The organism is Fimbriimonas sp. LA-C6 (assembly GCF_055398105.1).
On the sequence record NZ_AP038796.1, the window covers coordinates 910,507 to 934,932 of the forward strand.

Genomic DNA, 24,426 nt, shown 5'->3' on the forward strand with positions numbered 1-24,426 from the left:
AATGCCAGACTCGGCCCCAAGTGCATCCGGAGTGCATACGCGTCAATAAGAGTGCCCTCAGTTGCAAATAAAACCGCACGCTGTGGCGGTTCCTTGGATGCTATTCCTCCCACAAAGGGTTGTATTGGTATTTTTACGGATATCTGGAGTAAAAACCTAACACATTCGTCAAAGTTTAACGACTCGATTCAGCATAAACTAAGAGGGCATGCTGCCAAAACGAACCATCAAGCGAGTCGTCCCCGGTGCGGATCGGGCCGAGGAAGAAGCGAAGTACCAAGAAGGAGATGCACCCCTCGCTGTGCAGCAGCCAGAAGACGTCATCATCTCCCCAGACACCCGACGAGAAAACCGCATCCCACCAGGGCAGTCTCGAACCCGTAAATGGCCAGTGCTCGACGCCTACGGCCCACCCGACATCGATCTCGATGAATGGCGCCTCACCGTCTTTGGCCTCGTAGAAACCCCCATCGATCTCAACTGGGACCAATACCTCGAACTCCCTCGCGTCAAAGTCTTCGCCGACATGCACTGCGTCACCCGCTGGTCACGCCTAGGCAACACCTGGTCCGGTGTCCCAACCGCTCATCTGAGAGACCTCGTCAAACCAAAACCCCAAGTCACCCACGTCCTCGCACACGGCTACGATGGAGGCTGGACAACCAACATCCCCGTCGAAGAGTTCTTCTCAGAAGACGTACTCATCGCAGACCACCACGACGACGTCCCCATCAATATCGAACACGGAGGCCCAGCACGTCTCGTCGTCCCCAAACTCTACGCCTGGAAAAGCGCAAAGTGGCTCCGCGCAATCGAGTTTCTCGATGCCGACCAGGCAGGCTTCTGGGAACGCGGCGGCTACCACATGCACGGCGACCCATGGCAAGAGCAAAGATTCGGCTCCCGATGGTGGTAGCACCTGTGTCTTTAGCCCCTTAACACTCGCAATCTCCAGAAAAAGACATACACTCCCCAATAGGCATGGAAATAGTTCGATATCGAGCAGGCGAAGCGATCCGATGGCTACAAACCGGAGCCATCAACATCCGTAAAACCGCCAACGCAAAAGGCAGGAGCATCGTGAAGCAGTCCGGCGTGGATCAAAGACCACTCACCGAGAACTTCATGACAGCCGCAGGCGCGCTCATCGAGTACGGCAAGAGCACCTACGCCGACATCATCCACCGCCAAGCCGAAGCCCACGAATACATCCTGCAAGACAAACACTTCGATATCGTGCGGGGCAACTCCATCAAAGTCATCCACTACGATCGTGTCAAAGCAATCAAGCTAGACAACGACCGCGCCACCCTCACCTTAGAGAAAGGCAGCCTCGTCATCAAGCCCTTCGCCCACATCGTTGCAGGCCGAGTCCGCGTCCCCATCGGCTGGTCCAGAAACGGGATAGAAGTCCCATTCGAACTCCTCGTAGAAGAGTTGGCAGCCCGCTGCAAGCTCGAACTTGAGGAAGAATGAGCACAACCCCCTAACACCCGTGTAGACTTGAGTTCAAGTGAGCATCTGGCTACAACCCGAACCACAAAACTGGTGGCAAATCGTTGACGAAGCTCTTTTTGAAGACATTGGATCTGGCGACGTTACAGCAGGCATTCTTCCGCCTGACGAGCTAGCCCAATGGCGAATTGAAGCACAGGCAGACGGAGTCCTTTCAGGAGTCGGCGTCGCCGAATATCTCCTCTCACCCCTCCCCGGTGACCCTGAAAAGACTTACGTTGAAATCCACCGCGCAGATGGAGACAAAGTATCCCGCGGAGACGTCGTCATCGCAGGCCTAGCACCCGCACGAAGAGTCCTCGCCTCCGAAAGAACAGCCCTCAACTTCCTCATGCACCTCAGCGGAGTGGCAACCCTAACCAGCCACTTCGTCAGCAAAGTCGAAGGAACTCAGGCCAAAATCGTCGACACCCGCAAAACAATCCCCATGCTGCGGTCTCTCCAGAAGTACGCCGTGCGTTGCGGAGGCGGTCACAACCACCGAATGGGACTCTACGACGCAGCCATGCTCAAAGACAACCACATCGCAGCAGCAGGCTCCATCACCAAAGCCGTAGAAGCCTTCCGCAAATACGCCTCCCACATGACAAAGCTAGAGATCGAATGCGAATCCCTCCAGCAGGTCGAAGAAGCAGTGCGAGCCGGTGCAGACGTCATCCTCCTCGATAACATGGACCCGTTCATGATGCGTGAAGCCGTCAAACTTTACGAAGGCAAATGCCTCTTCGAAGCCAGCGGAGGCATCAACCTCGACACCGTCCGAGGCGTCGCCAAAACCGGCGTCGATATCATCTCGGTAGGCGCACTCACCCACTCAGCAGTGTCACTCGCCTTCCACATGGAGTTCTCGTGAAATCACCATTCGAAACCGGCATCGAATGGTCGGAAGTCGAAGAAGTCGACTCCACACAGAAACTCGCCCTGAGCATGTTGAAAGCCGGCACACCTGTCTCAGGCGTCATCGCGGCAAACCAAACAGCCGGCACCGGCCGCTTTGGACGCCCATGGATCAGCAAACGAGGAGATTCTCTCACAATGACGCTGGTTTTTGGTTGCTACGCGAACCATCCTAAGCCATACTTAGTGGGCATGGGTGTCGCTGCGGCCGCAGCCGGCGCCCTGCACTGCCAACTCCGCTGGCCAAACGACTTAGTGATCGGCGAGAGAAAACTAGGCGGAATCCTCACCGAAGTAGTCCTAGACCCCGAGGGACGATCGATTCCACTGGTAGGAATAGGCATCAACCTAAACCAGAAACAGTTTCCCGAGGAAATCGCTCACCGAGCCACCAGCCTCAGCCTCTTCGATGGCATCGAATACGACTACCAACAGGTCGCACTCCGTATCGTTGACCATCTCCAGCACATCCCAGAACCCGACTCTTGGCTAGCCCTCCAACCCGCCTGGATGCTCTTCGACAAAACCCCGGGCAAGAAATACAAACTCCACACAGACGAAGAAGCAGTGGCCCTCGGAATCGGTTCCGAAGGACAACTGCTTTGCGCCATCAACGGAGAATCCCGCTCAGTCCTCGCCGCCGACGCAATATTCGGACCGTCCCACTAACTCACAAGTGGCTCACAAAGTCCAGCCACGCAATCTGCCGAGCAGAGCTCCGGCTAAAAAAACCGCTGCTTCGCCACGGTCCCCAACAATTGCAGCTAAATCCATCTCCGCACGACCCTCGTAGAATACTGAGACCCGATTAACACTTATTTGAAAGTTATTTGAATTCGTGTCGTCTCCTTAGCTAACCTATGGCCAGCATTTGTCCTAAAATGAATATCCAAGCACTGCATCAGGCTCTGGCAAGGCTCAAAACAAAGCCAGTATTCGTGACAGTGCGAGGGCAACATCGCCAAACCCTTGTGAAACGGAATCTTTAGTCCTTTGAATATTTACTGCCCAAACGCTGTTTGCCAATACAATGAACTGAAACCTTTCCACGGCAGGTGGTCACATTGAGCCTCGTACCCCCACAGGTATCCACTGAAGAGCAGTTCGTTCACAGGTTAAGAACCCTCTACGAAGTTGAATCCGAACTTGCAAAAGTCCAAGATCACGACACACTCTGCCGACTCTCAATCGAACTGGGAGTATCACGCTTGGGCTTCGAAAGGCTAAGCCTCTGGCTCCTCACCCCAGACCAAAACGCACTCACAGGCACCTTCGGAATCGACGAAGAAGGACACCTCCGAGATGAACGCTCCCTCTGCGTCCAAGGAAGCTACGAAAGCTTCACCAAACCGTTCGTACAAGAAGAGCAGATGGTCGTCTACTCCGAACAGTCCCCTATCCACGATGCAGATAGCCGAGTAGTCGGATACGGCGCAACTGCCTCAAGCGCCCTACGTGACGGAGACCGCATCATTGGCCTGCTCTTCACGGATAACTTCCTCTGCAAGCGCCCCATCACCGAACTCAAACGAGAGCTACTTGTCCTCTACGCCACAGCCCTGGGCAGATTGCACGCCAGAAACCAAGCTCTCAAAGCACTCGCCGCAAGCGAAGCCAGACTGAGAACGATCGTCGAGAACGAGCCTGCCTGCGTCAAAATCCTCAACGCAGAAGGCGTCCTGCTAGAGATGAATCAAGCCGGCCTCAACATGATCGAGGCATCCCCCAACCAAGCTCTGGGACAAACGGTCTTTAACCTATTTCAAGGCGAACATAAAGATCGCTTCGAAGAAATGCACCAACGAGTGATCGAGGGCCAACCGGGAACCCTCCAATACAAAATGCTCGGACTCAAAGGCACAGAGCGCTGGATGGAAACCCACGCTGTCCCCCTCCGAACGCCGGATGGAGAAGTCCAGCATCTCGCCGTCAGCTACGACATCACCGAACGCCGCAAAACAGAACTCGCACTCCAAGAAAGAGAGGCCCAACTACGCTCTCTCGGCGACAACCTCCCGAACGGCCTCATCTACCGAATCGTGCTAGAGCACGATGGAACAAGACGCTTTGAATACATCAGCGCAGGAGTCGAACACTTACACGGCGTCGCCCAAGAAGAGGTCCTCGCAAATCCAAACCTGATCTACGATCAAATCCTCCCAGAGGACCGACTACGGCTAAACGAAGCCGAACAGGAGTCGTTCGAGAACCTTTCAGTCATCAAACTTGAACTCCGAATGAGGGTCGCCAGCGGAGAAATAAGGTGGTTCCTCACTTCCGCCGCTCCCCACAAACTTCCAGACGGACGCCTCGCGTGGGACGGAATCGAAGTCGATATAACCGATAGCAAGAAAGCCGAAGACCTCCTTAAAGAAAGCGAGTACCGATACAAACTCCTGGCCGACAATACCGAAGATCTCGTCTCGCTCAACGACATCCAGCGACACCACAACTACATGAGTCCAGCCGTAGAGCGACTCACGGGCTACACCATCGCCGAACTCAAATCAAGCGACTACAGCTCTCGCGTCCACCCTGAAGACCTCGCACTGGTTGAAAAAACAAGACTCGCCAACGTCGCCGGTGAGAAAACAAGAATTCAATACCGCTACCTTCACAAGAACGGAGGTGTGCTCTGGCTAGACCTCCAAGCAACGCCGATCCTTGACGAAAACGGCAACGTCGAAAAGATCCTCTGCTGCTCTCGAGACATCACAGCAAGCAAACAAATGGAGGCATCGCTCCGAGAGAGCGAAGAGAGGTTCCGACACGCCTTCGACTTCATCAGCGTCGGCATGGTCCTCTCTACCCTAGACCGTAAGTTCCTGAGAATCAATCAAGCCTTCTGCAAGATGCTCGGCTACGAGGAGTCCGAACTCCTAGGCAAAGGCTTCCAAGACATCACCCACCCGGACGATATCGAAACCAGCCAGGACCATCTCGCAGCAGTAAGCCGCGGTGAAATGGATTCCTTCCAGATGGAAAAGCGGTACCTACACAGAGACGGCTCCGCAGTGTGGGCATGGATGACCTACACCCAAATCCGGGGAGAAGACGGAAAACCCGCGTACAACGTTGTCCAAATACAAGACATCACCGAGCGAAAGCGCATGGAGGAGGCCCTCAAAAAGAGCGAAAACGAACTCCGCCAAGCTCAAAAAATGGACGCCGTCGGAACCCTAGCCGGTGGAGTCGCCCACGACTTCAACAACATCCTGGCCGTCGTCCTCCTCAGTTGTGAACTGTGCCGACAAGACAAATTCGATCCAGACCTGCTCGCCAAACACCTCGAAAGCATCGAACTCGCCAGCAGACGAGGACGCGAACTGGTCAAACAGATCTTGGCGTTCAGCCGCAAAACAGAACCCCAACGAGAAGTGATGCAGCTTCAGCCGGTCATCAAAGACGCGCTCAAACTACTCAGAGCATCGCTCCCCGCAATGATTGAGATCCAAGAGGAGATCCAAGACGACGCCCCGCCATGCAAGGCAGATGCCACGCAAATTCGCCAGGTCATCATGAACCTGGGTATCAACGCCGCCCACGCCATGACCGCCACACACGGAACCCTCACCGTCGGGCTCCAAGCCATCACCAGCTCTGAACTAATGGGTGGCCCTAAGACAGCACTCCCACCCGGAAACTACTTGCGCCTCACCGTAAAAGACACTGGTCATGGCATGGACTCCGAAACCCGAGAACGCGCTTTCGAGCCATTCTATACAACCAAACCCTCAGGCGAAGGAACTGGACTCGGTCTATCCGTCGTCCATGGCATCGTCAAAAGCCACGAGGGAGAAATTCACGTCTATAGCGAACCCAACAAGGGCACGCTGTTCACCATCTACCTTCCCGCCGCCCAGCTACAGCCCACAGGAGAGAACGCCCAGAAGTCGCCCGAACAGGTAGGCAACGGCGAAAACGTCCTCCTCGTAGACGACGAGGAAGCCCTCGTATTCCTCGCTTCTCGAATGCTCACCAAACTGGGTTACGAAGTATTCGGATTCGTCGACGCAAGAGAAGCACTCGCCAACTTCGAAGCCGACCCAACGAAATTCGATGCCGTCATCAGTGACCTAGGCATGCCCGGAATGAGTGGCCTAGAGTTCGCAAAACGACTTCAAGCCATCCGCCCCGACGTCCCCATCGTCCTCACCAGCGGATACGTCCGAGCAGAAGACACCGCCAATGCCAAGACCTTGGGTATCCAAGATGTCGTTCTCAAACCGAACACAGTCGAGGAAATGGCGACCGCCCTACACCGGGTAATCGCCAAACACCGAAGCCAGATCTAGCCGCGCAATTCCGCCAGTTTCGCCGCCAAGTTGTCCCGCCGGAGCTGCCCAATCGGGTCAACCGGCACACCCATCTCTTCGCGCACCTGACTCAACAAAGGCCGAACGTCCGTCTCAAACGCATCACACAACACCCGATGCGCACCCAAAACGTCCTCCGCGTCCTGCATCTTCTTCAGCTCACTCCAATCAACAATCAAAGCCTTCGCCAGCGCAGTCTGACAGTTCAAAACGCTCAACAACATCGCCTCCAGCTTCGGCTCAATACTGTGACTCTGGTCAATCATATAAGCCACATCATCGGCCAGCGAACCCGCCGAAACCAGCTCAGTGAAGATCACAAACAGCTCCCAAGGGTTCGTGCTGCCCACAATCAAATCGTCATCGGCATACTGCCGCGCATTAAAGTGGAATCCACCCAACCGCCTCTCATCCAGCAACTGAGCCACGATGTAAGCAATATTCGTCCCCTGAGCATGGTGCCCTGTATCCACCAAAACCTCAGCCTTAGGCCCAAGTCGGTTACACAAAGCAAAAGAAGTCCCCCAGTCCGCAATGTCCGTATGATAAAACGCTGGCTCAAAGAACTTATACTCAACCAACATCCGAGCATCCTCAGGCAAGTTCCTATAAACATGCCCCAAGCACTCCAACAAACGAGCCTTCCGACTCCGAATGTTGTCCTGCCCCGCATAATTGGTCCCGTCCGCCAACCAAACCGAAAGCAGCTTGCTCCCCGTATCCTTCATGATCTGGCAGCAAACATCCATATGCTCCAGCGCCTTCGCCCGCACATCCGCCGAGGGATGGCATAAGCTACCAAACTTATACTCCGCATCCTGGAACAAGTTCGGATTGATCGCCCCAATGGTAATTCCCTTCGAAGCAGCCTCCGCCGCCAATGCCGACCAGTCCTCAACAATATCCCAGGGAATATGCAGCGCAATGCTCGGCGCAATCCCAGACAGCTTCTGAATATAAGCCGCGTCCTCAATCTTGTCGTGCACGTCCCGAGCAGCAGCCGGATCCTTAAAAACCTGGAACCGCGTACCAGCATTCCCATAACCCCAGCTCGGAGTCTCAATCTTCTGAGCCTTCAACGCGCTCTTAACAGCGGAGATATCGATTCCCTTTTGTCCAAGGTCATCAGCTAATCGGTTATATGCATCTTGCCAGTTCATAAGGAAACTCTTTCTCGTACCAGAGACAAAAACTCGTCGTACTTCTCAACAAGCGCCGACGGCTGTGGTTGAAAAGTCTTAAACTCAAACGATCTGCGGACAATCTCCCGCGCATCATGAAGGTTCGCAGTCTTGCCCGAAGCAATGATCTGCACCAGCAAATTGCCAATCGCAGTAGCCTCAAACGGCCCCGCAATCACAGGCATCTGACAAACATCTGCAGTCAACTGGTTCAGTAGCCCATTCCGGCTACCACCCCCAATCACGTGGATCTCCTGCCGCTCTTCACCCCGCAACAGACCCATCACATAGCGATATTTCATCGCCAAACTCTCCAACACAATCCGCACGATCTGTGCATGGCTGAAACTGCCAACCTTGTCCTGAATCCGAGCAGGCATATCACCGGGAGGCAAAAACACAGCATCGTCAGGATCGAAAAACGCCACCCCGCTCTCAGCCGATGAAGCCATCTCCTGCAACTCTTCATAAGAGTAAACATGCCCCGCGTTCGCCCAAGTCTCGCGGCACTGCTGCAAAATCCAAAGCCCCATCACATTCCGCCCAACTCGGAACGACTCATACCCACCCTCATTCGACAGATTCGCCTGCAGACTGTCGCGATCAATCAAAGGCTCCGGACTCTCAATCCCCACAATCGACCAAGTCCCAGAGCTAATCCAAACCGGCTGAGCCCCCTCAGAATGAACCGCCGCAACAGCACTCCCCGTATCATGCGTGGCCGGAGCAACCACATGAATCTTCGTCCCAGGAAGCTGCCCCAAACAAGTCCCAGCCTTCACCACCTTAGGAAAAATATGCAACGGGATGCCTAAAGCCTTCAACAAATCCCATGCCCAATCCCCAGTCCGAGCATCCAAAAACTGAGTCGTCGTCGCGTTCGTATACTCGCAAACCGGATCCCCGCTCCCCACCAAACACGCATGGAGATAATCCGGAATCGTCAAGAATCGGGCAGCCTTCTTCAGCACCTCATCACCCGACAACACCATTGAATACAACTGATAGAGCGTGTTGAAAGGCAGGAACTGCACTCCAGTGGTCCGGTAGAGATCAAACTTCGGCACAAGTTCAAACACCTTCTCCATCACGCCATCAGTGCGACTGTCGCGATAACAATAGGGCAAATCCAACAGCTCCCCATTCTCATCCAGCAACACATGGTCCACTGCCCACGTGTCGACACCCACGGAAACAATGTCCGGCCCAGCAAGCTCAACACTCTTCCGAACCTCAGCCAAAAGCTGATGAATATCCCATCGCAAGGAACCGTTATGGATAACTGTCCGGTTAGGAAACCTATAAATCTCCTCCAGCTTCAATTGGCCAGCTTCGAGACTCCCAATCATCGCCCGCCCACTCTCAGCGCCGATGTCAATCGCCAGGTACCTGTCAGTCATGCACAACCACCCACAACTCCTTCGGCCCGTGGATACCCCGCACCAAAACGCCCTCAATATCAGCCGTCCGGCTCGGCCCCGTCACAAAAACACTGTTCCGATCCGGCAACACGGCAAGCGCCTCCGCCAAAGTCCCCACAATATTTCCGCGCGAAACCACCACGATATTGATAGGCGGAATCAAACTGGAAAGCCGCTGCTGCCCACCCCCAGAACTCATCAAAAGAGACCCCGTCTGCGCCACCGCCAGACTAGCCAAAGAGATCCCAAACTCCGCATCCCAAATGTCGTCCGCAAGGTTCGGAAGCTTCAACATCTCAGAAACAGCAGGCTCAACCCACACCTTCCGGTCCACAAGCGTGCCGAACACGGAAGCATCCACAATCTTGCCCCCAAGCTGAGTCAACCGCTCTTCAAACTGTAACCACAGGTCTCCCGGCGTAAAGTTGTACGTAATCGAAGGCCGGTCCAGCACCATCCCGCCATCCTGGATCGCGTTCAAAATAGTCTCACGAGCGCTCATTCCACCACCTCCGGAAATCCCGCCCCTTCTTCTCAGGCATATCTCGAAACTCCAACCACTTCGATTTCAACGGATGCGGAGCCATCCCAGCCATCGGCAAGAACTTCAGCCCGGTACGCCAAAGTGTCGAATTCCCAGCCGCCAACTTAAAGCCCCACCAAGGGATATGGTCCGTGGAAACTCCCTTCCGAAACGCCTCATCTCGCAGCTCCAAAAGCATCTCAGGAATCGGAATCTTAACCGGACAAACCTCTTCACAAGCCCCGCAAAGTGTCGAAGCCTTAGCCAAATCCCCAATCGCCTCCACGCCTTCCATAGCCGGAGCCAGCACCGCCCCCACAGGCCCTGAATAAACGTTGTCATAAGCATGCCCCGACGCCTGCCGATAGATCGGACAAACATTAAGACAAGCCCCACACCGAATGCACCGGAGGATCTCCCGATAAGGCCCATCCAAAACCTTGGTCCGACCGTTGTCCAGCAGCACCAAATGAACCTCATCAGGTCCATCCAACTCATCCGCCTGCCTCGGCCCCTTAATCATATGAACATAAGAAGTCATCCGCTGCCCAGTCGCCGAAGCCGCCAATATCTGCAAGAATACGGCCAAATCTTCATCTTTAGGCAGCACCTTCTCGATGCCCATCAGCGCAATATGAACCTTAGGTGCCGTCGTCGAATACCGATTGTTCCCCTCGTTCTCCACCAACACCAAACGCCCGGTCGAAGCAATCGCAAAGTTCACGCCGCTAATCCCGATCTTCGCCTCACGGAAGCACTGCCGCAGATACTCGCGAGCCTGCAACGTCAACTCCTCCGGGACTTCTGTATAAGGCCCAAGCTGATGCTCCTCAAAACTTCGAGCAATCTGCTGACGGTTCTTATGAATGATCGGCGTAACAATGTGGCTCGGGGTATCACCGTCGATCTGTGCAACAAACTCGCCCAAATCTGTCTCAATCGGCTTAAACCCAGCCTCTTCCAAATGCTTGTTAAGGTGAATCTCCTCCGTAGCCATCGACTTAGCTTTGGCAATCACCCCACCACTAGGCTCAAACCGCTTGCACACCTCAACAATAATCTTGTTCGCCTCAACCGCATCCCCAGCCCAATGAACATGAATCCCATTCGCCTTGCAATTCGCCTCAACCTCAAGCAACAACTTCTTGAGATTAGAAAGCACATACTCCTTCGTCCGAGCCGCATGCTCCTGAGCCATACCAGGCTCCGAGAAAGTCAAAGGCAATGTATCCAACCGAGCAATCGTCTTCAGAATAGAGGCCGACCGAACACTGTCCGTAGTGCTCTGATCCAAGTGCCGCGCAAAGGTCTCAACCCGCGTGCTCATGCCACCATCACCTCAGCCAAAATCTCAGAAAAGTGGCGGATCTTCAAAGGAATCTTCTCCTTATCAATCAACCCCTGCAAGTGAAGCGCACACCCCATATCGCCAGTCGCAATCTCCGTTGCCCCGCTCTCCGAGATCGTCCGAAGCTTCTCCAAACCGATCCCACTAGACAACTTCCCCTGAGTCGCACAAAACGCCCCACCAAACCCGCAACACTGCTCCGGATTCGCAAACGGCATCAACTCCAACTCAGGAATCGAAGCCAACAGCATCTCCTGACTAGCCCCCAACCCAATAGACCGACCATGACACGCCCGATGGTAAGCCACCTTACGCGGATAAGGCTTCGCATCCGGAACAGCGGTGATGCCCAACTCTCTCGACATAAACTCGCTCAATTCAAAAGCCGCAAAGTGCTCCTGCCCTTCAAACAACATGGGATAGCCCTCACGAATCATTGCCGTACAAGAAGCACTCGGTGCCACCACCGGCTCAGGACCACTCAGCAACAAATTCTTACAACGCTCAGCCACAGCCCGCGCCGTCTCCCAATCGCCCGCATTAAATGGAGGCTGACCACAACAAGTTTGCGAAGCCTCAAACACGACCTCGCAGCCAAGCTTCTCCAACACCGCAACCGTCGCGATCCCCACCTCACCGTAGTAGGAATCGCAAAGGCACGTGAGCATCAGCTTGACTCGTTTTTTCAACGGAGAAAGCCCTCTTTGTTCCCGCCGTCCACAGGAATCACACAACCCGTAGTTCGGCTGCTCCGATACTCGCTAGCCAACCAACAGATCGCCTCAGCGCAGTTATCAGGCGTCACCACAGTGCCCAGCAGCGAACGCTTCGCATAATGCTCAACCAACTCCTCAGGCTTAATCCCAAGAGCCTTAGCAGTCTGGTCCTTCCAAGCATCCGACCAAATAGCCGAATTCGTCACCACACCGTCCGGGTTCACCGCATTGCACCGGATCCCATGCTTCGCAAAGTCCGCAGCCGTCACCCGCATCAAATGAAGCTCAAACGCCTTCGCCGCCGAATATAGCGCCGCATTATTCCCCGCCGCAACGCCATTCTTAGACCCCACAACCACCAGCGAACCACCCGTCCCCTGAGCCACCATCGTCCGAGTAGCCGAGCCCAACGTCTCGAAGTACCCACGCATCAAAAGGTTGCTCAAGAACTCATAGTCCTCAGGAGTCGTGTCAGCCACAGAACCTCGGCGCGCATTGCCAGCATTCGCCAGCACCACATCCACGCCACCAAAAGTTAAAATTGCGTGCCGGAAACCTGCTTCAATCGAACTCGAATCCGTCACGTCACAAACCGCGCTCGTCACCGCACCAGGAATCCCGCTCGCCTGCTGAACCACCTCAACCGCCCCAGGCAACCCAGCCGCGTTGATATCCAACAAAACCACATGAGCGCCCAGCGCCGCCATCTTCACCGCACTGGCCAACCCAATTCCCGAAGCACCGCCCGTGATCACAGCCACCTGCCGCGACATCTCCTTCTCAGCAGGCATCCGCTTCAATTTCGCCTCCTCAAGAAGCCAGTACTCAATGTTGAAAGCCTCCTGCTCCGGCAAAGCGGTGTACTTCGTCAGCGTCTCAGCCCCCTTCATCACCGCAATCGCATTCAAGAAAAACTCACCCGAAACTCGCGATTCCTGAGCGTTCTTTCCAAAACTGATCATCCCAACGCCCGGCACCAAAACAATGCTCGGGTTCGGGTTCCGCATCGCAGGCGAGTCCGCGTGCTTACACCGTTCGTAATAAGCCTGATAACCAGCGCGAAACTCAGCAAGAGCCTTATCCATCTGGTCCGGGGAAGAATCAGCCTCCAAGAACATCGGCCGAATCTTCGTACGCAAAAAGTGATCAGGACAAGAAGTCCCCAGCGAAGCCAGCGCCACCATCTTCTCGCGGCTCAAAAAGTCCAGCAAGTCAGCAGACCGATTTACCGTAGCAATCAACCGCTGCCCCTCAAACTGAACCTTCCCCCGAAGCACAGGCAACAAAGCCGCCAACGCACTCTCAGGGTCCGAATGAGCCTCCCGCACCACCGCACCAAACGGATGCGAGGTCTGCTTCCTCTCAATAAACTCAGTCGCCTGGTTGATAATTCTCAACGTCAGCTCATAGCACTCCCGCCAACTATCCGCCCAGCAGATAAAGCCGTGAGACTGCATCATCGCGCCCTTAATGCCCGGGTTCTTCTCAATCAGCTCCTTCAGCATCAACCCAAGCTCAAACCCAGGCCGCTTCCAAGGAAGAAACCCAAGCTCACCGCCAAAGATCTCAGCAGTCAACCGCTCAGAATCCTCCGCCGCCGCAATCGCAATCACCGAATCCGAGTGCATATGCGAAACCGCCGCATAAGGCACCAACGCATGCAGAGGCGTGTCAATACTCGGCGCCGCAGGGTTCAAATTGAAACAACACTGCCCATACAGAGGAACAATCTCATCCTCGTGCATCTTGTTCGAGAAATACCGCTGTTCCAAGCCCAAGACCTTGGATTGATACAAAGAAGCAAAGTTCTGCCGCTTCGCACTCCCAAGGTCCCCGCCCGATGCCTTCACCCACAAAACCTGCACTTCTTCGCCCGTCAGAGGATCCACCATCGCAACCTTGGAGGAGGTATTCCCACCCCCAAAGTTCGTAACGCGCGGGTCCGCGCCAAGCAGGTTCGATGCATACACCAACAGATCCACCGGATCAGTCGGTGCCTTCGAGGCATCCCAAAGGCTATGAAGTTTCGTTGTTTCGGATGTTGGCATTTGCTTCCTTTTTAGAAGTTGAATTTGGCAATGTTGGACTTATCAAACGTAACCATCGGTCCGGTGTAGATCACAGCCTTGTCTCCCACCGTCACCTTGTCCTTGCCAGGAATGTCGATGCTCGAACCGGTCTTCAGTTCGGCTTTCTTAGATTTCACAAGAGCGCCAAGACAACCGGCCACATAGCCCGTGTCCTCAACCGCCCAAAGTTGGAAGCTGGTCACAACCCCCTTCTCAACCGCCTTTCGCATCTGGTTAGGTGTGCTCAAACCAGTCAACTGCACCCCGCCATTCGCCGCATGAGCCCCGCCAGGATAAACACCCGCGTTCTCAATCACCTGAGCAGCCGCAGCCAACCCAACCGATGTCGGAGAAACAATCCCCTTCAATCCAGGGAACTTGGTCAACAAAGACTCAGCTTCCGTAGAGGACTTCTGAGACTCGTCGTCACCATAAACAGTCGCCACCAGCTTCATCTTCGAGAACTTCGGATCCTTCAGCGCTTCCTTCATGCCCGCAATCCAAGTGTTCTGGTTCGGAGCATCCGTGGTCGCACTCAAAATCGCAAAGTCGCCCGTATAATTGGTCAGCTTCCCAAGCAACTCAAGCTGGCTAAGCCCAACCTTCGCAGGATCCGTAGGCATCACAGCAGCATCACGATGCCCCTCATTCCCCACCAAATCCGCATCCACGCAGATCACAACAATGCCCTTGGCACGAGCCTCATCAAGAGCCTCATTCAACGCATCAGGACTGTTCGGCGAGATAGCAATCACATCCACCCCACGCTGGACCTGATCCTTAATCACCTGAAGCTGAGAAGTCGCCTCAGCCGTAGCAGGAGCCTGGGCAGTAAACTCAAACCCCATCTTCTCAGAGGCCTTCTTAAACCCATTCTCCACCTGAGTGAAGTACGGATTGCCAGTGTTCTTGGCGATATAAACCACCTTGAGCTTGCCACCTTTGGACGAGGCATCGGCCGACTTCTCGGTCGGCGCGGACGATACAGAAGAGCACCCGACTACAACAGCCGAAAGCGCTACGAGAAGGAGAGAGGATTTCATAGATCGGTAACTCCACGGCCGTCCAACTTTGGACTGCGCGATGTCAGACTAGAGAAACGAGCGCGAATCGAATCCGCGCTATTCATCGAGAAAACAGCCACGATGAGCATCACGCCAATCGCTGTCAGCTGATACTCAGCCTTCACGTTAGCCACACCCATCCCAGTCTTGATCATGTCGATCAGGAACAAAGCCAACACGGACCCAAGGATCGATCCCCGTCCGCCCGCAATGGCCGTCCCACCCACAACAACCACAGTAATCGCATCCAGCTCAAGCCCCCGGCCCAGGTCATGACGGGCAACAGCAAGGCGAGAATCCATCAGCAACGCACCAACTCCCGCCAGGAAGCCAGTCATCGCAAACACTGCGATCTTCACTCGGTCAACCGGAATCCCCGAGTACAAAGAAGCCCGCTCGTTCGATCCAACAGCAGACACCCAGCGACCAAAAACGGTGTAATTGAGCACCACGCTCGCAAGCACAGCGAAAACGACAAGAAGCAAGATCGGAGTCGGGAAGATTGCAATCCCAACCTTATCAATCCCCTTAAAGGCAGCAGGCAGCTTCACACTCGCCGGCCCCAACATCGCCTGAGCAATGCCCCGGTAAGTCGCCATCGTCCCCAAAGTCACCAGGAACGAAGGCAGCTTCAACTTAGCAACCAACACCCCGTTGATCGCCCCCAACAAAGTGCCCAGCACGCAAGCGCAAACCACCACAACCGGAATCGACAACCCACGCTCAAACAACTTCGCCGACACACAAGCCGTCAAAGCCAAAGTCGAAGCCACCGACAAGTCGATGTTGCCGCTGATGATAATGAATGTCATCCCCAGCGCCAAAAGGCCGGTCTCCACATAAAGCGTCGAGTTAGAAAGCAGATACCGGAAATCCAGGAAGTTCGCCGAAGTCCTAGAGAACACCAGCAACGCAATCACACCCAAAATCCCAGGAATAATGTCGCGCCTCAAGCTCTCGCCTCCTCTCGCGTCAACCGCATAAACGAGTCGATCAACAGCGCAATCAAAATCACCACGCCATAAGCCAAAAGCTGCCAGTTCGCATCAATCCCCAAAATCGTCAGCGATACGTTCAAGCAAGAAAGCACCAGGCACCCAGCGAACACGCCAAACACCGATCCCGATCCACCCGTGATCTTCACGCCACCAATCGCAACGGCAGCAATCACGGTCAGCTCAAAGTTCTGCCCCGCACTCCCCGGATTCACAAACCCAAACCGCGATGCATACATCACGCCAGCCAACCCAGCCATCGCCCCGCAAGCCGTGTAAACCCAAAACGTCGCACTCGAAACCGAAACGCCCCTCAAATAGGCCGCGTTCGGATTGCTTCCATACGCAAAAATGTTCCGCCCAATCTGCGTGTACTTCAGAACAAATGAAGCCAAAACCCCAAGCCCCAAAGCGATCAGCAACAGATAAGAAACCGTAAACTGCCCAACGCTCAGACCGTCCTTCGCCAACGAAGTCAACCGATCCGGAATCATGCTGGAGTCGATCTGCTCGCCCTTACTCAACAAAAACGTCAAGCCACGATAGGCCGTCAACGTACCAATGGTCACAACAATAGGAGGCAACTTGCCCCAAGTAATCAAGCTCGCATTAACAGATCCGAGCAAAGCCCCCGTCGCCAACCCAATCGCAAACGCCAAAGGAAGCGGCAACCCCGGATTCGCACGAAAAACCAACCCAACCGCAATCCCAGAAAAGCCCAAAATGGAGCCAATCGAGATATCAATGCCCCGCATCACAATCACGGGAAGCTGACCAATCGCCGCAACCGCAATCAAAGGCATCCACAGCAGCACACTGTTAATGCTCTTCGCCTCAAAAAAGTGCGGCTCCTTCAGCCCCGTGACCAAAAACAGAAGCACCGCAAACCCCAGCCCCATCGCCTCGCGCGAACCGATCTTAAGCTTCATGAATCGGCTCCTGCCCCGTCGCGGCATACATCAGCTGCTGCTGGGTAATCCCAGCCCCCGAAAACTCCGCCACAATCCGCCCCTCGCGCATCACAGCAATCCGATCCGAAAGAGCCAAAGCCTCAGGCAGATCACTTGAAATCATCAAGATCGCCAACCCCCGATCAGCCTGCTCCCGAATCAGCTTATGAACCTCAAACTTCGCCCCCACATCCACGCCGCGAGTAGGTTCATCCAAAATCAAAAGCTTTGAGTCCGTCATCAGCCACTTGGAAAGCACCACCTTCTGCTGGTTCCCTCCCGAAAGCTCACCCACACTCTGCTCAGGCGCCCGGTAAGCCAAGTTCAACCGACCCGCGTACTCCTTGGTCAGCTCCAAAATCTTGTGCTTCTTCAGCCACCCTCTCTCACAAAGCCTGGGCAACCAACTCAAAGTCGCGTTGTAAGCAATCGACTGCGAAGTCAACAACCCATCATGCTGCCGATCCTCCGGCACCAAAGCAATCCCAAGCCGAATCGCCTCTTTAGGAGAACCAATCTCAACCGGGTGCCCACCCAACTTCACCGAGCCACCCTCGATCTTGGTAACCCCAAACAAAGCCTGAGCCAGCTCAGTCCGACCAGCACCCACCAGCCCAACCAAACCAACAACCTCGCCGGGTCGAACCTGAACGGTCACATCCCGAAACCCCTTCCCACTCAAACCAGAAACTTCAAGATAAGCATCACCCGCAGGAGGAACCGCCGACTGCAAACTCTCCGAAGCCAAATCGCGACCCACCATCAGCTGGATCACTTCCGCCACGTCGCACTCCGAAGGCTTACGCTCCCCAACCTTCTGCCCATCACGCAAAACCGTGATCCGATCCGAAATCTCAAAGATCTCATCCAAATGGTGAGTCACCATCACAAGGGCGCACCCCTGCTCACGCAACCGACGCATCACCACAAACAGCTCCGCAATCTCCTTAGGAGTCAAAGGAGCAGTCGTCTCATCAAAGATCCAAACCTTCGCGTTGTGAGACATCGCACAAGCCAGCTCCACCATCTGCTGCTTCGCAACCGAAAGCCCACCTACCTTCGCATCAGGGTCCAAATTCACCCCAAGATCTCGCAAGATCTCTTCAGCCTTCTTATAAGCCGACCGCCAATCCACAAACGGCCCACGTTTCGGATGATGAGCCGCAAAAATGTTCTCGGCGACATTCAGATCGGGGAAGGTCTGAGGCTCCTGGTGTATAAGAGCAATGCCCTGCTGAATCGCATCCTTCGGGCTACTAAAACTGCAAGGGCTCCCGTGAACAAACACCTGCCCCAAACGAGGACGATAAACGCCAGCAACCACCTTAGCCAAGGTGGACTTCCCAGCACCGTTCTCACCAGCAAGAGCATGAACCTCGCCGGCATGCAGCACAAGATCGACGTTCTTCAAAACGTCAATCCCGCCAAAAGAAACTGTGAGATTCTTCGCTGATACTAAACCCGTCGTCGCGTTTATGTCCAATCAGACTTCCTTTTCAGATTTTATATACTATAGCTCTATCGAATCCCCTTTTCCAGCCTTCAGTGAAAATTTCACTCAGCTTTTCGCTGCCGATACGCAGACTTATACGTGGATCGCCACACATCCGGAGCCTGCCCCGTGCGCTTCTTAAAGTCCGCCGACAAATGAAAAGCCGTATCAAAACCAAGCGTCTGCGCAATGTCCTGCAAGGGCAAAGCCGTATTCGCTAACAAGTCCTGCGCCTTCCGATGCCGTATCTGCAACTGATACTGCTTCGGCGTCAAACCAGTCCTAACCTTAAAAGCCCGCCGGAACAACCAATACGGAAGCCCAACCTCCTCCGCCAGAACCTCCATCACCACGGGCCGATCAATCCGCTCCCCAATAATCTCCTTAGCTCGAAGAATACAACTTTCGATCTCTAAATTAGACTCTTTCGGAGCAGCCTGAACCATCGTAGCCTTCGCCAACAACTGCAACCCAAGCAGCCCCAACATCGCAGTGAACTCAGCAGGCTCCGTCCTCGCCAACTCATGGCACCGATCAAACGTGTCCAAAATCTCCGGTAGCAACCCCACTGAATACACAGGCCGCTCAGGCGAGATCGTCCCCATCGCCTGCAACCGCTCCATGGTCTCCCCACTCAGCTCAATCCAATCCTCCACCCAACCCACTTCCGGATCAGGCTTGTACCGGTGCCACTCGCCGGGAAACAGCAAGAACAAATCCCCCATCCCCAACTCCAAAATCCCCGTAGGCCCAGACTCAAACTGCCCCCTACCCTTGGAGATATACAGCAACTGATAAGCCTGCAATACACGCCCATCCTGCCAGGAAAACATGTGATCCACCGGGTGCCGCATCGGAGGATAAACATCGCCCCGCTCTACAGTCGCACGCCCCACACCCGTAGACGTCACACCCCAAGACCTATCCGAAGGACCCGAGGCAAAATAACTGGAGTGATCCAGATTCATGTTCACATTTTATATGATGAACATCAGAATTTGTATGTCAAATCAAGAAAGCGACCGACGAAACACCCGAGCACCAAACCCCTTCAACTCAAGACGAGTCTCCACAGCCGCCCCATCAACCGCATCCACCAACCCGTCCTCCACCGTCAAAGAGGCCGCCTCGTTCTTGCAGTTCGTCACAAACAGATACTCACAATCCGCCCCCACACGCTTCTCAACAACCACACCCTCAGGAAGCTGCCAATCCACAACAGGCCGAACACCCGCCGACTTCAAACAATCCTCAACCAGCCGCCGCGTAAAAGCATGGTCGTTCCGACTCGCCACATAAACCGCAGTTCCTTCCCCAAACGAGTTCCGAGTAACCGCAGCCTCCCCAGCATAAAACCGATCCCCATAAGTAGCCAAAACCTCAGCCCCCCTCACATGGATCCGCTCACAGTAACTCTTCGCCATGTAAACCGCCCCGTCCGTCATGACAACACGCATCGACTCAGAAGGATAAATCGCATCCATCTCCTCCACCCGAATGCCAAATACGTCCGACAGCTCGCCAAAAAACCCAGACTCAAACACCAACGAACTCTCGTTCACCCACCCAGTCATATAGGTCGCAACCAGAGTCCCGCCCGCCCGCACATACTCACGCAACCGCTCAGCCAGCCCAGGCCGAAACAGGTAAAGCATCGGCACCAAAACCAACTTATAACCACTCAAATCAGCCTCAGGCTCCACCAGATCCGTGGTAACCCCAATCTCCCACAACGGTCGATAGTGGTCAATACAGGTCTGCATATAACCCTTGTCGCCAATCGTCGGACCACAAGCAGCCTCCTGCGCCCAACCCGATTCCCAGTCGTAAACAATCGCCACCTCGGCGTCATTGCGAGTCCCAACTACTCCCGAAAGCTTCTCAAGCTCAAGTCCAATCCCACGAACCTCGCCAAACACCCGCGAGTCATCCGTAAAGCCGTGCATCACCACGGCCCCGTGAAACTGCTCCTGACCACCCCGAGACTGCCGCCACTGGAAGTACATACTCCCCTCGGACCCATGCCCCAGCGCCAAAAATGCCTCCATCTTGTGCCGACCATTCGGCTTCAAAGACATCGCCGGATACCAGTTAGAAGAACTCGGAGTGCTCTCAATCAACAAGAAAGGCTTCTGCTTCAACGACCGATTCAAGTTATGAATCAAAGCCACCTTCGCCCAATCCGACCACTCAATAGGCCGCCCCACAAACTCCGGATAGCTATCCCAGCTAATCACATCCACATGAGGAGCCACCTTCCGAGGATCCAGCCCACCATAAAAACCCATCAAGTTCGTGGTCGTCGGAATCGAAGGCGAATACTCCCGCAACGGCTCAGACTCGTTCCTCATAAACGAAACAATCTGGTCGCTCACAAACCGCCGCCAATCCAAACTCAACGACTGCATCGCCGTATTCGAGTGCTCACTCGGAATATCGATCTCCTGCCAATCGCCAAACTCATGCCCCCAGAAACGGCTCCAGTAACACGCATTCAGCCGAGCCAGATCGCCCTCATACCGCACCTGAAGCCACTCAATGAACGCCTGCCGACAAAGCTCGCAATAGCACTCCCCCGAATACTCATTGCTCACATGCCACATCAACAGCGCCGGATGATTCCCGTAACGCTTCGCCAGCTCACCCGCAATCCGCTTACAATGAGCGCGATACACAGGCGAAGTCCAACAGAAATTAACCCGACCGCCATGAAGCCGCCGCAATCGATTCGGCCCCACACGAAGCACCTCGGGATAAGCCTTGCTCATCCAAGTAGGCTGAGAAGCACTCGGAGTAGCCAACACCGCACAGCGTCCAGTCCGGTGCAACAGATCCAAAAGATCATCCATCCACCCAAACTCGTACCGCCCCTCCTCCGGCTCAAGCGCAGCCCAAGAGAACACGCCAACCGTCGCCACATTGCAACGAGCCTTCTCCATCAGCTCCATATCCTCATCCCAAACCGCACGCGGCCACTGCTCAGCGTTATAGTCGCCACCATGCCACAGCACGGGCAACTTGGAACTCAAAGGAGGAAACTGGCTTTTGGTATTCATGTTCTTGGCTACTTACCGAGGAAATACTGTCCGTCCCACCGCACTCTCTCACCTCGGCTGTGAGTAAAGAGCTCAGACTTAAGAGCAAGCTGCTGCCCCTCTTGAAGCCCCGCACGCGGAATCTTGACAATCACCGTGTGCTTAATCCCTGGAATCTCCGAAACTTCTACCCCAGAACCACTCACGGAAGCTGCTCGGTTCTTCCCACCAAACCGCACTTCAATAGGCTTCTCAAGCCCCGCCAAACGAATCGTCCAGCAAGACCGCTCTTCATCAGGAATCCGGCCGTCCACATAAAGCCCCTCATCCACAAAATCCATCGCGTACAAGCCTAAGTACAAGTTCGATTCGTCCCAAGTCGCATACAGATCAGCAATCGGCAACTTAGAAACCGGAGGAATAAAGCAACTCTCCCGAGGCCACGACTTCAACCCATCCATCACGTGAGCCGGAGCCAACATAACCGCACCGTCCACCACTTCCAGATTCTCCGCCCGCAACCGCTTAAAATCCACCCCAGCCGCAGCCGAAGTCAGCTCCTCATAAGGCTTTCCAGCCGTATCCACCAACCCCATGTTGTAGTTCTCGCCATCCCCACGTCCCGCAGCAGGCTCATCATAAAACTGAAACCAGTGAGCGCCAATCACATTGGGCAGACTCGCCACACTGTTCATGTACCGACTAAAAGCAGCGGCCCGCTCCGCCTGAGTCCCAACCACCGGAAACCCACCCGAGCTGTTCTTATTCCCACTCCGGTTCTCCTTGGCACACATATAGAACTCAGAAACCAACACCGGCTTCCCAGTCGCCTCGCTCAAAGTCTTCAGATAAAACTTGCTAACCGTCCCGTCATTCCACTCAGCCCCCAAGTTCGTGGAAACCACATCCACATAATCCTTCGCCGCCATCGCGATATAAGGCGTGTAGTACTGCGCATACCGATCACCCAAAATCAGCCGCTTCTTGTCGTACTTGCGAATCGTGTCCGACACCAACTTGTAGTAGCGCTTCCCCACACTCGCCATCCACATGTTCAAAAACTGCATCGCCTTCCCACCCGGCCGAATCTTAAGGTCAGGCTTGGCCGCCAACTCCTCAAAGCTCTGGCAGGCAGTAATCCAGTCCCCACCAAGCTTCGTAAAGTCCCCGCCATACATCGCCCGCAGCATCTTCATCAAATGCTGCTTCCCAGGAGCCGTCATAGGCATCGCCAGGTAGGTCTTAAACAAAGTGTCGTCCCACCAACCCAGCTCGTTATCAGTAAAGTAGCCCACCAACAACGGATCATCCCCCAACTTCGCAATCTGCTCCTTCGCAGCCTGATCCACCGCCTTCTCCATCTTCGGAGAAAACAGATCATGCCAAGGCGCCTGATCATAAGCCCCCAAATGCAACACAACAAAGTAGGGCATCTGGGATCCATGCCGCCTCAACAGCTCATGAGAAGACCACCCACCAACGCTGTTAAATCCCCACTTGCTCAGCTTCGACTGAGTATCAGCCACCCACTCCTTGCTCGTCGGAAACAGTCGATGCGCAGCATAAGAGGGGTTCTTCGTATCGTAATCAGCCCAAGCAGTCCCCTCGTTCACACAACAAACGCCAAAGGACCAAAACGGCTTCCCACTTGGATCCACAAAAGACGCAAACCCACCCTGGGTGGTCGTTCGAAACACGGAAGACTGCAGAGCAACAGCCTGAACAAGGAGACTAAGAAGAATCATGAGCAGAGGCGCCAAGCGCCTACTTCAAATACTAGCCGCTGCCGAACTTTTTATGCTCTATCAACTGCTGGCGAAACGCCCCACAAGACGCACGGACCGTCAACCCAGCCTTCAACATCGGCTGCAAATCAGCAGGCACCTTCCCCTGAAGCCGATCAATCAACATCCGCGTAGCCAACCGCCCCATCTCCTCAATCGGAATACTCACACTAGTAAGCGAAGGCTGAACCATCGTGGAATACCAAGTGTCGTCAAACCCAACAATCGCCACGTCATCCGGCACGGCAAATCCCGCTTCAAACAGCCCCTGAATCGCCCCATCTGCACACATATCATTGCAAGCAAACAAAGCAGTGGGCATGTCATCGCGATACCGCCCAATAAACTTCTGAATCGACTCCTTTCCCTCGCGGTGACTAAACCCAGAAGGAATCAAATAGTGCCGAGGAACCTCAACACCTGCGTCCGCCATCGCATCCAAAAACCCGCGTCTCCGAGGCGCAGCCGTCATCACCTCGCGATGCCCCACCAAATGAGCAATCCGCCGATGCCCCAAACTCAATAAATGCTCAGCGGCAATCCGACCACCCGCGTAGTCGTCTGCGTTAACCGTCCACCCACCATCAATCGGCGGACGCAAAATCGATACATAAGGCAACCCGCGCCGATGGCACTTCTCAAAAACGGCACTCCCCTCAGGAGGCATCACCAACAAAATCCCCTCAACACGAGAATCAATAAGCTGAGCCGCCTCATCATACGAAATACCACTGGTGGCCGTGTAAAGCATGAGGTTGTAGCGACTCTTGACCACCTCCTTCATGATCCCGCTCATCACCAAATTGGAGAACGGATTCCGATCAAGAAACGCATCCGCATAAGGAAGCATCAACCCAAGAACAGCCGTCTTCCCAGTCGCCAAGCTCTTGGCAATCGGATTACTCACATAACCCAGCTGAGTAGCAGCCTCGTAAATGCGTTCACGAGTCGCCTCACTCACTCGAATCGTGCTGTGGCGGTTGCCATTGAGGGTCGCCGAAACGGCAGACAACGAAGTGCCGGCCAAGTTGGCCACATCGCGAATGGTAACTCCCATGATCTACTCGAAGAAAAGACCCGATTGATAAAACGCTTTATCGCATCCAACTTTACACGAATA

At 54.5% G+C, this 24,426-nt stretch carries 19 protein-coding genes; 5 read left to right on the top strand and 14 right to left on the bottom strand.

The genetic code is table 11. From position 1 onward, the window contains the following. The first annotated feature begins 208 nt into the window (after nucleotides 1–208). From ACZ51B_RS04335 to ACZ51B_RS04355, 5 genes are all read left to right on the top strand, one after another. Entirely contained in the window at nucleotides 209–916 is a 708-nt protein-coding gene (locus tag ACZ51B_RS04335; RefSeq protein ID WP_464296010.1) for a sulfite oxidase-like oxidoreductase, read from the top strand. A gap of 65 nt (nucleotides 917–981) precedes the next feature. Further along, entirely contained in the window at nucleotides 982–1,476 is a 495-nt protein-coding gene (locus ACZ51B_RS04340; RefSeq protein ID WP_464296011.1) for a hypothetical protein, read from the top strand. 37 nt (nucleotides 1,477–1,513) lie between these two features. Next, nucleotides 1,514–2,368, top strand: a complete 855-nt coding sequence (nadC, locus tag ACZ51B_RS04345) for a carboxylating nicotinate-nucleotide diphosphorylase (RefSeq protein WP_464296012.1) — start codon at nucleotides 1,514–1,516, stop codon at nucleotides 2,366–2,368. After that, the gene (locus ACZ51B_RS04350) at nucleotides 2,365–3,081 is read left to right on the top strand and encodes a biotin--[acetyl-CoA-carboxylase] ligase (RefSeq protein WP_464296013.1); all 717 of its coding nucleotides are present in this window, start codon (nucleotides 2,365–2,367) and stop codon (nucleotides 3,079–3,081) included. Before nadC ends, ACZ51B_RS04350 begins: the two co-directional genes overlap by 4 nt. A gap of 395 nt (nucleotides 3,082–3,476) precedes the next feature. Next, on the top strand, nucleotides 3,477–6,707 hold the full coding sequence (locus tag ACZ51B_RS04355; protein ID WP_464296014.1) for a PAS domain S-box protein: 3,231 nt from the start codon (nucleotides 3,477–3,479) through the stop codon (nucleotides 6,705–6,707). On the opposite strand, the gene rhaI is transcribed toward ACZ51B_RS04355, so the two are convergent. The 14 genes from rhaI to ACZ51B_RS04425 form a co-directional block, all read right to left on the bottom strand. Further along, nucleotides 6,704–7,888, bottom strand: a complete 1,185-nt coding sequence (gene rhaI / locus ACZ51B_RS04360; protein ID WP_464296015.1) for an L-rhamnose isomerase — start codon at nucleotides 7,886–7,888, stop codon at nucleotides 6,704–6,706. The genes ACZ51B_RS04355 and rhaI overlap by 4 nt on opposite strands. Beyond that, nucleotides 7,885–9,309: a rhamnulokinase gene (locus ACZ51B_RS04365; RefSeq protein ID WP_464296016.1), complete on the bottom strand. Its 1,425-nt coding sequence runs from the start codon at nucleotides 9,307–9,309 to the stop codon at nucleotides 7,885–7,887. Before ACZ51B_RS04365 ends, rhaI begins: the two co-directional genes overlap by 4 nt. Continuing rightward, entirely contained in the window at nucleotides 9,302–9,832 is a 531-nt protein-coding gene (locus ACZ51B_RS04370; RefSeq protein ID WP_464296017.1) for a LutC/YkgG family protein, read from the bottom strand. The genes ACZ51B_RS04365 and ACZ51B_RS04370 overlap by 8 nt, the downstream gene beginning before the upstream one ends. Further along, on the bottom strand, nucleotides 9,819–11,180 hold the full coding sequence (locus ACZ51B_RS04375) for a LutB/LldF family L-lactate oxidation iron-sulfur protein (RefSeq protein WP_464296018.1): 1,362 nt from the start codon (nucleotides 11,178–11,180) through the stop codon (nucleotides 9,819–9,821). The genes ACZ51B_RS04370 and ACZ51B_RS04375 overlap by 14 nt, the downstream gene beginning before the upstream one ends. Next, nucleotides 11,177–11,890 (bottom strand): (Fe-S)-binding protein, encoded by a 714-nt coding sequence (locus ACZ51B_RS04380; protein WP_464296019.1) that lies wholly within the window; start codon nucleotides 11,888–11,890, stop codon nucleotides 11,177–11,179. The genes ACZ51B_RS04375 and ACZ51B_RS04380 overlap by 4 nt, the downstream gene beginning before the upstream one ends. After that, entirely contained in the window at nucleotides 11,887–13,965 is a 2,079-nt protein-coding gene (locus ACZ51B_RS04385; RefSeq protein WP_464296020.1) for a bifunctional rhamnulose-1-phosphate aldolase/short-chain dehydrogenase, read from the bottom strand. Before ACZ51B_RS04385 ends, ACZ51B_RS04380 begins: the two co-directional genes overlap by 4 nt. Before the next feature lie 11 nt (nucleotides 13,966–13,976). Beyond that, complete coding sequence (locus ACZ51B_RS04390) at nucleotides 13,977–15,029, bottom strand: substrate-binding domain-containing protein (RefSeq protein ID WP_464296021.1); 1,053 nt, start codon at nucleotides 15,027–15,029, stop codon at nucleotides 13,977–13,979. After that, nucleotides 15,026–16,003, bottom strand: coding sequence for an ABC transporter permease (locus tag ACZ51B_RS04395; protein ID WP_464296022.1), 978 nt, complete (start codon nucleotides 16,001–16,003; stop codon nucleotides 15,026–15,028). Before ACZ51B_RS04395 ends, ACZ51B_RS04390 begins: the two co-directional genes overlap by 4 nt. Next, nucleotides 16,000–16,974, bottom strand: coding sequence for an ABC transporter permease (locus tag ACZ51B_RS04400; RefSeq protein WP_464296023.1), 975 nt, complete (start codon nucleotides 16,972–16,974; stop codon nucleotides 16,000–16,002). The genes ACZ51B_RS04395 and ACZ51B_RS04400 overlap by 4 nt, the downstream gene beginning before the upstream one ends. Further along, entirely contained in the window at nucleotides 16,964–18,406 is a 1,443-nt protein-coding gene (locus tag ACZ51B_RS04405) for a sugar ABC transporter ATP-binding protein (protein WP_464296024.1), read from the bottom strand. The genes ACZ51B_RS04400 and ACZ51B_RS04405 overlap by 11 nt, the downstream gene beginning before the upstream one ends. Nucleotides 18,407–18,549: 143 nt before the next feature. Continuing rightward, nucleotides 18,550–19,455, bottom strand: coding sequence for a helix-turn-helix transcriptional regulator (locus tag ACZ51B_RS04410; RefSeq protein WP_464296025.1), 906 nt, complete (start codon nucleotides 19,453–19,455; stop codon nucleotides 18,550–18,552). 42 nt (nucleotides 19,456–19,497) lie between these two features. Then, nucleotides 19,498–21,543 (bottom strand): beta-galactosidase, encoded by a 2,046-nt coding sequence (locus ACZ51B_RS04415; protein ID WP_464296026.1) that lies wholly within the window; start codon nucleotides 21,541–21,543, stop codon nucleotides 19,498–19,500. An 8-nt stretch (nucleotides 21,544–21,551) separates the two neighbouring features. Beyond that, nucleotides 21,552–23,267, bottom strand: coding sequence for a hypothetical protein (locus ACZ51B_RS04420; RefSeq protein WP_464296027.1), 1,716 nt, complete (start codon nucleotides 23,265–23,267; stop codon nucleotides 21,552–21,554). A 31-nt stretch (nucleotides 23,268–23,298) separates the two neighbouring features. Then, a complete protein-coding gene (locus tag ACZ51B_RS04425; protein ID WP_464296028.1) occupies nucleotides 23,299–24,363 on the bottom strand; it encodes a LacI family DNA-binding transcriptional regulator in 1,065 nt (354 codons plus the stop codon). Nucleotides 24,364–24,426: the final 63 nt, after the last annotated feature.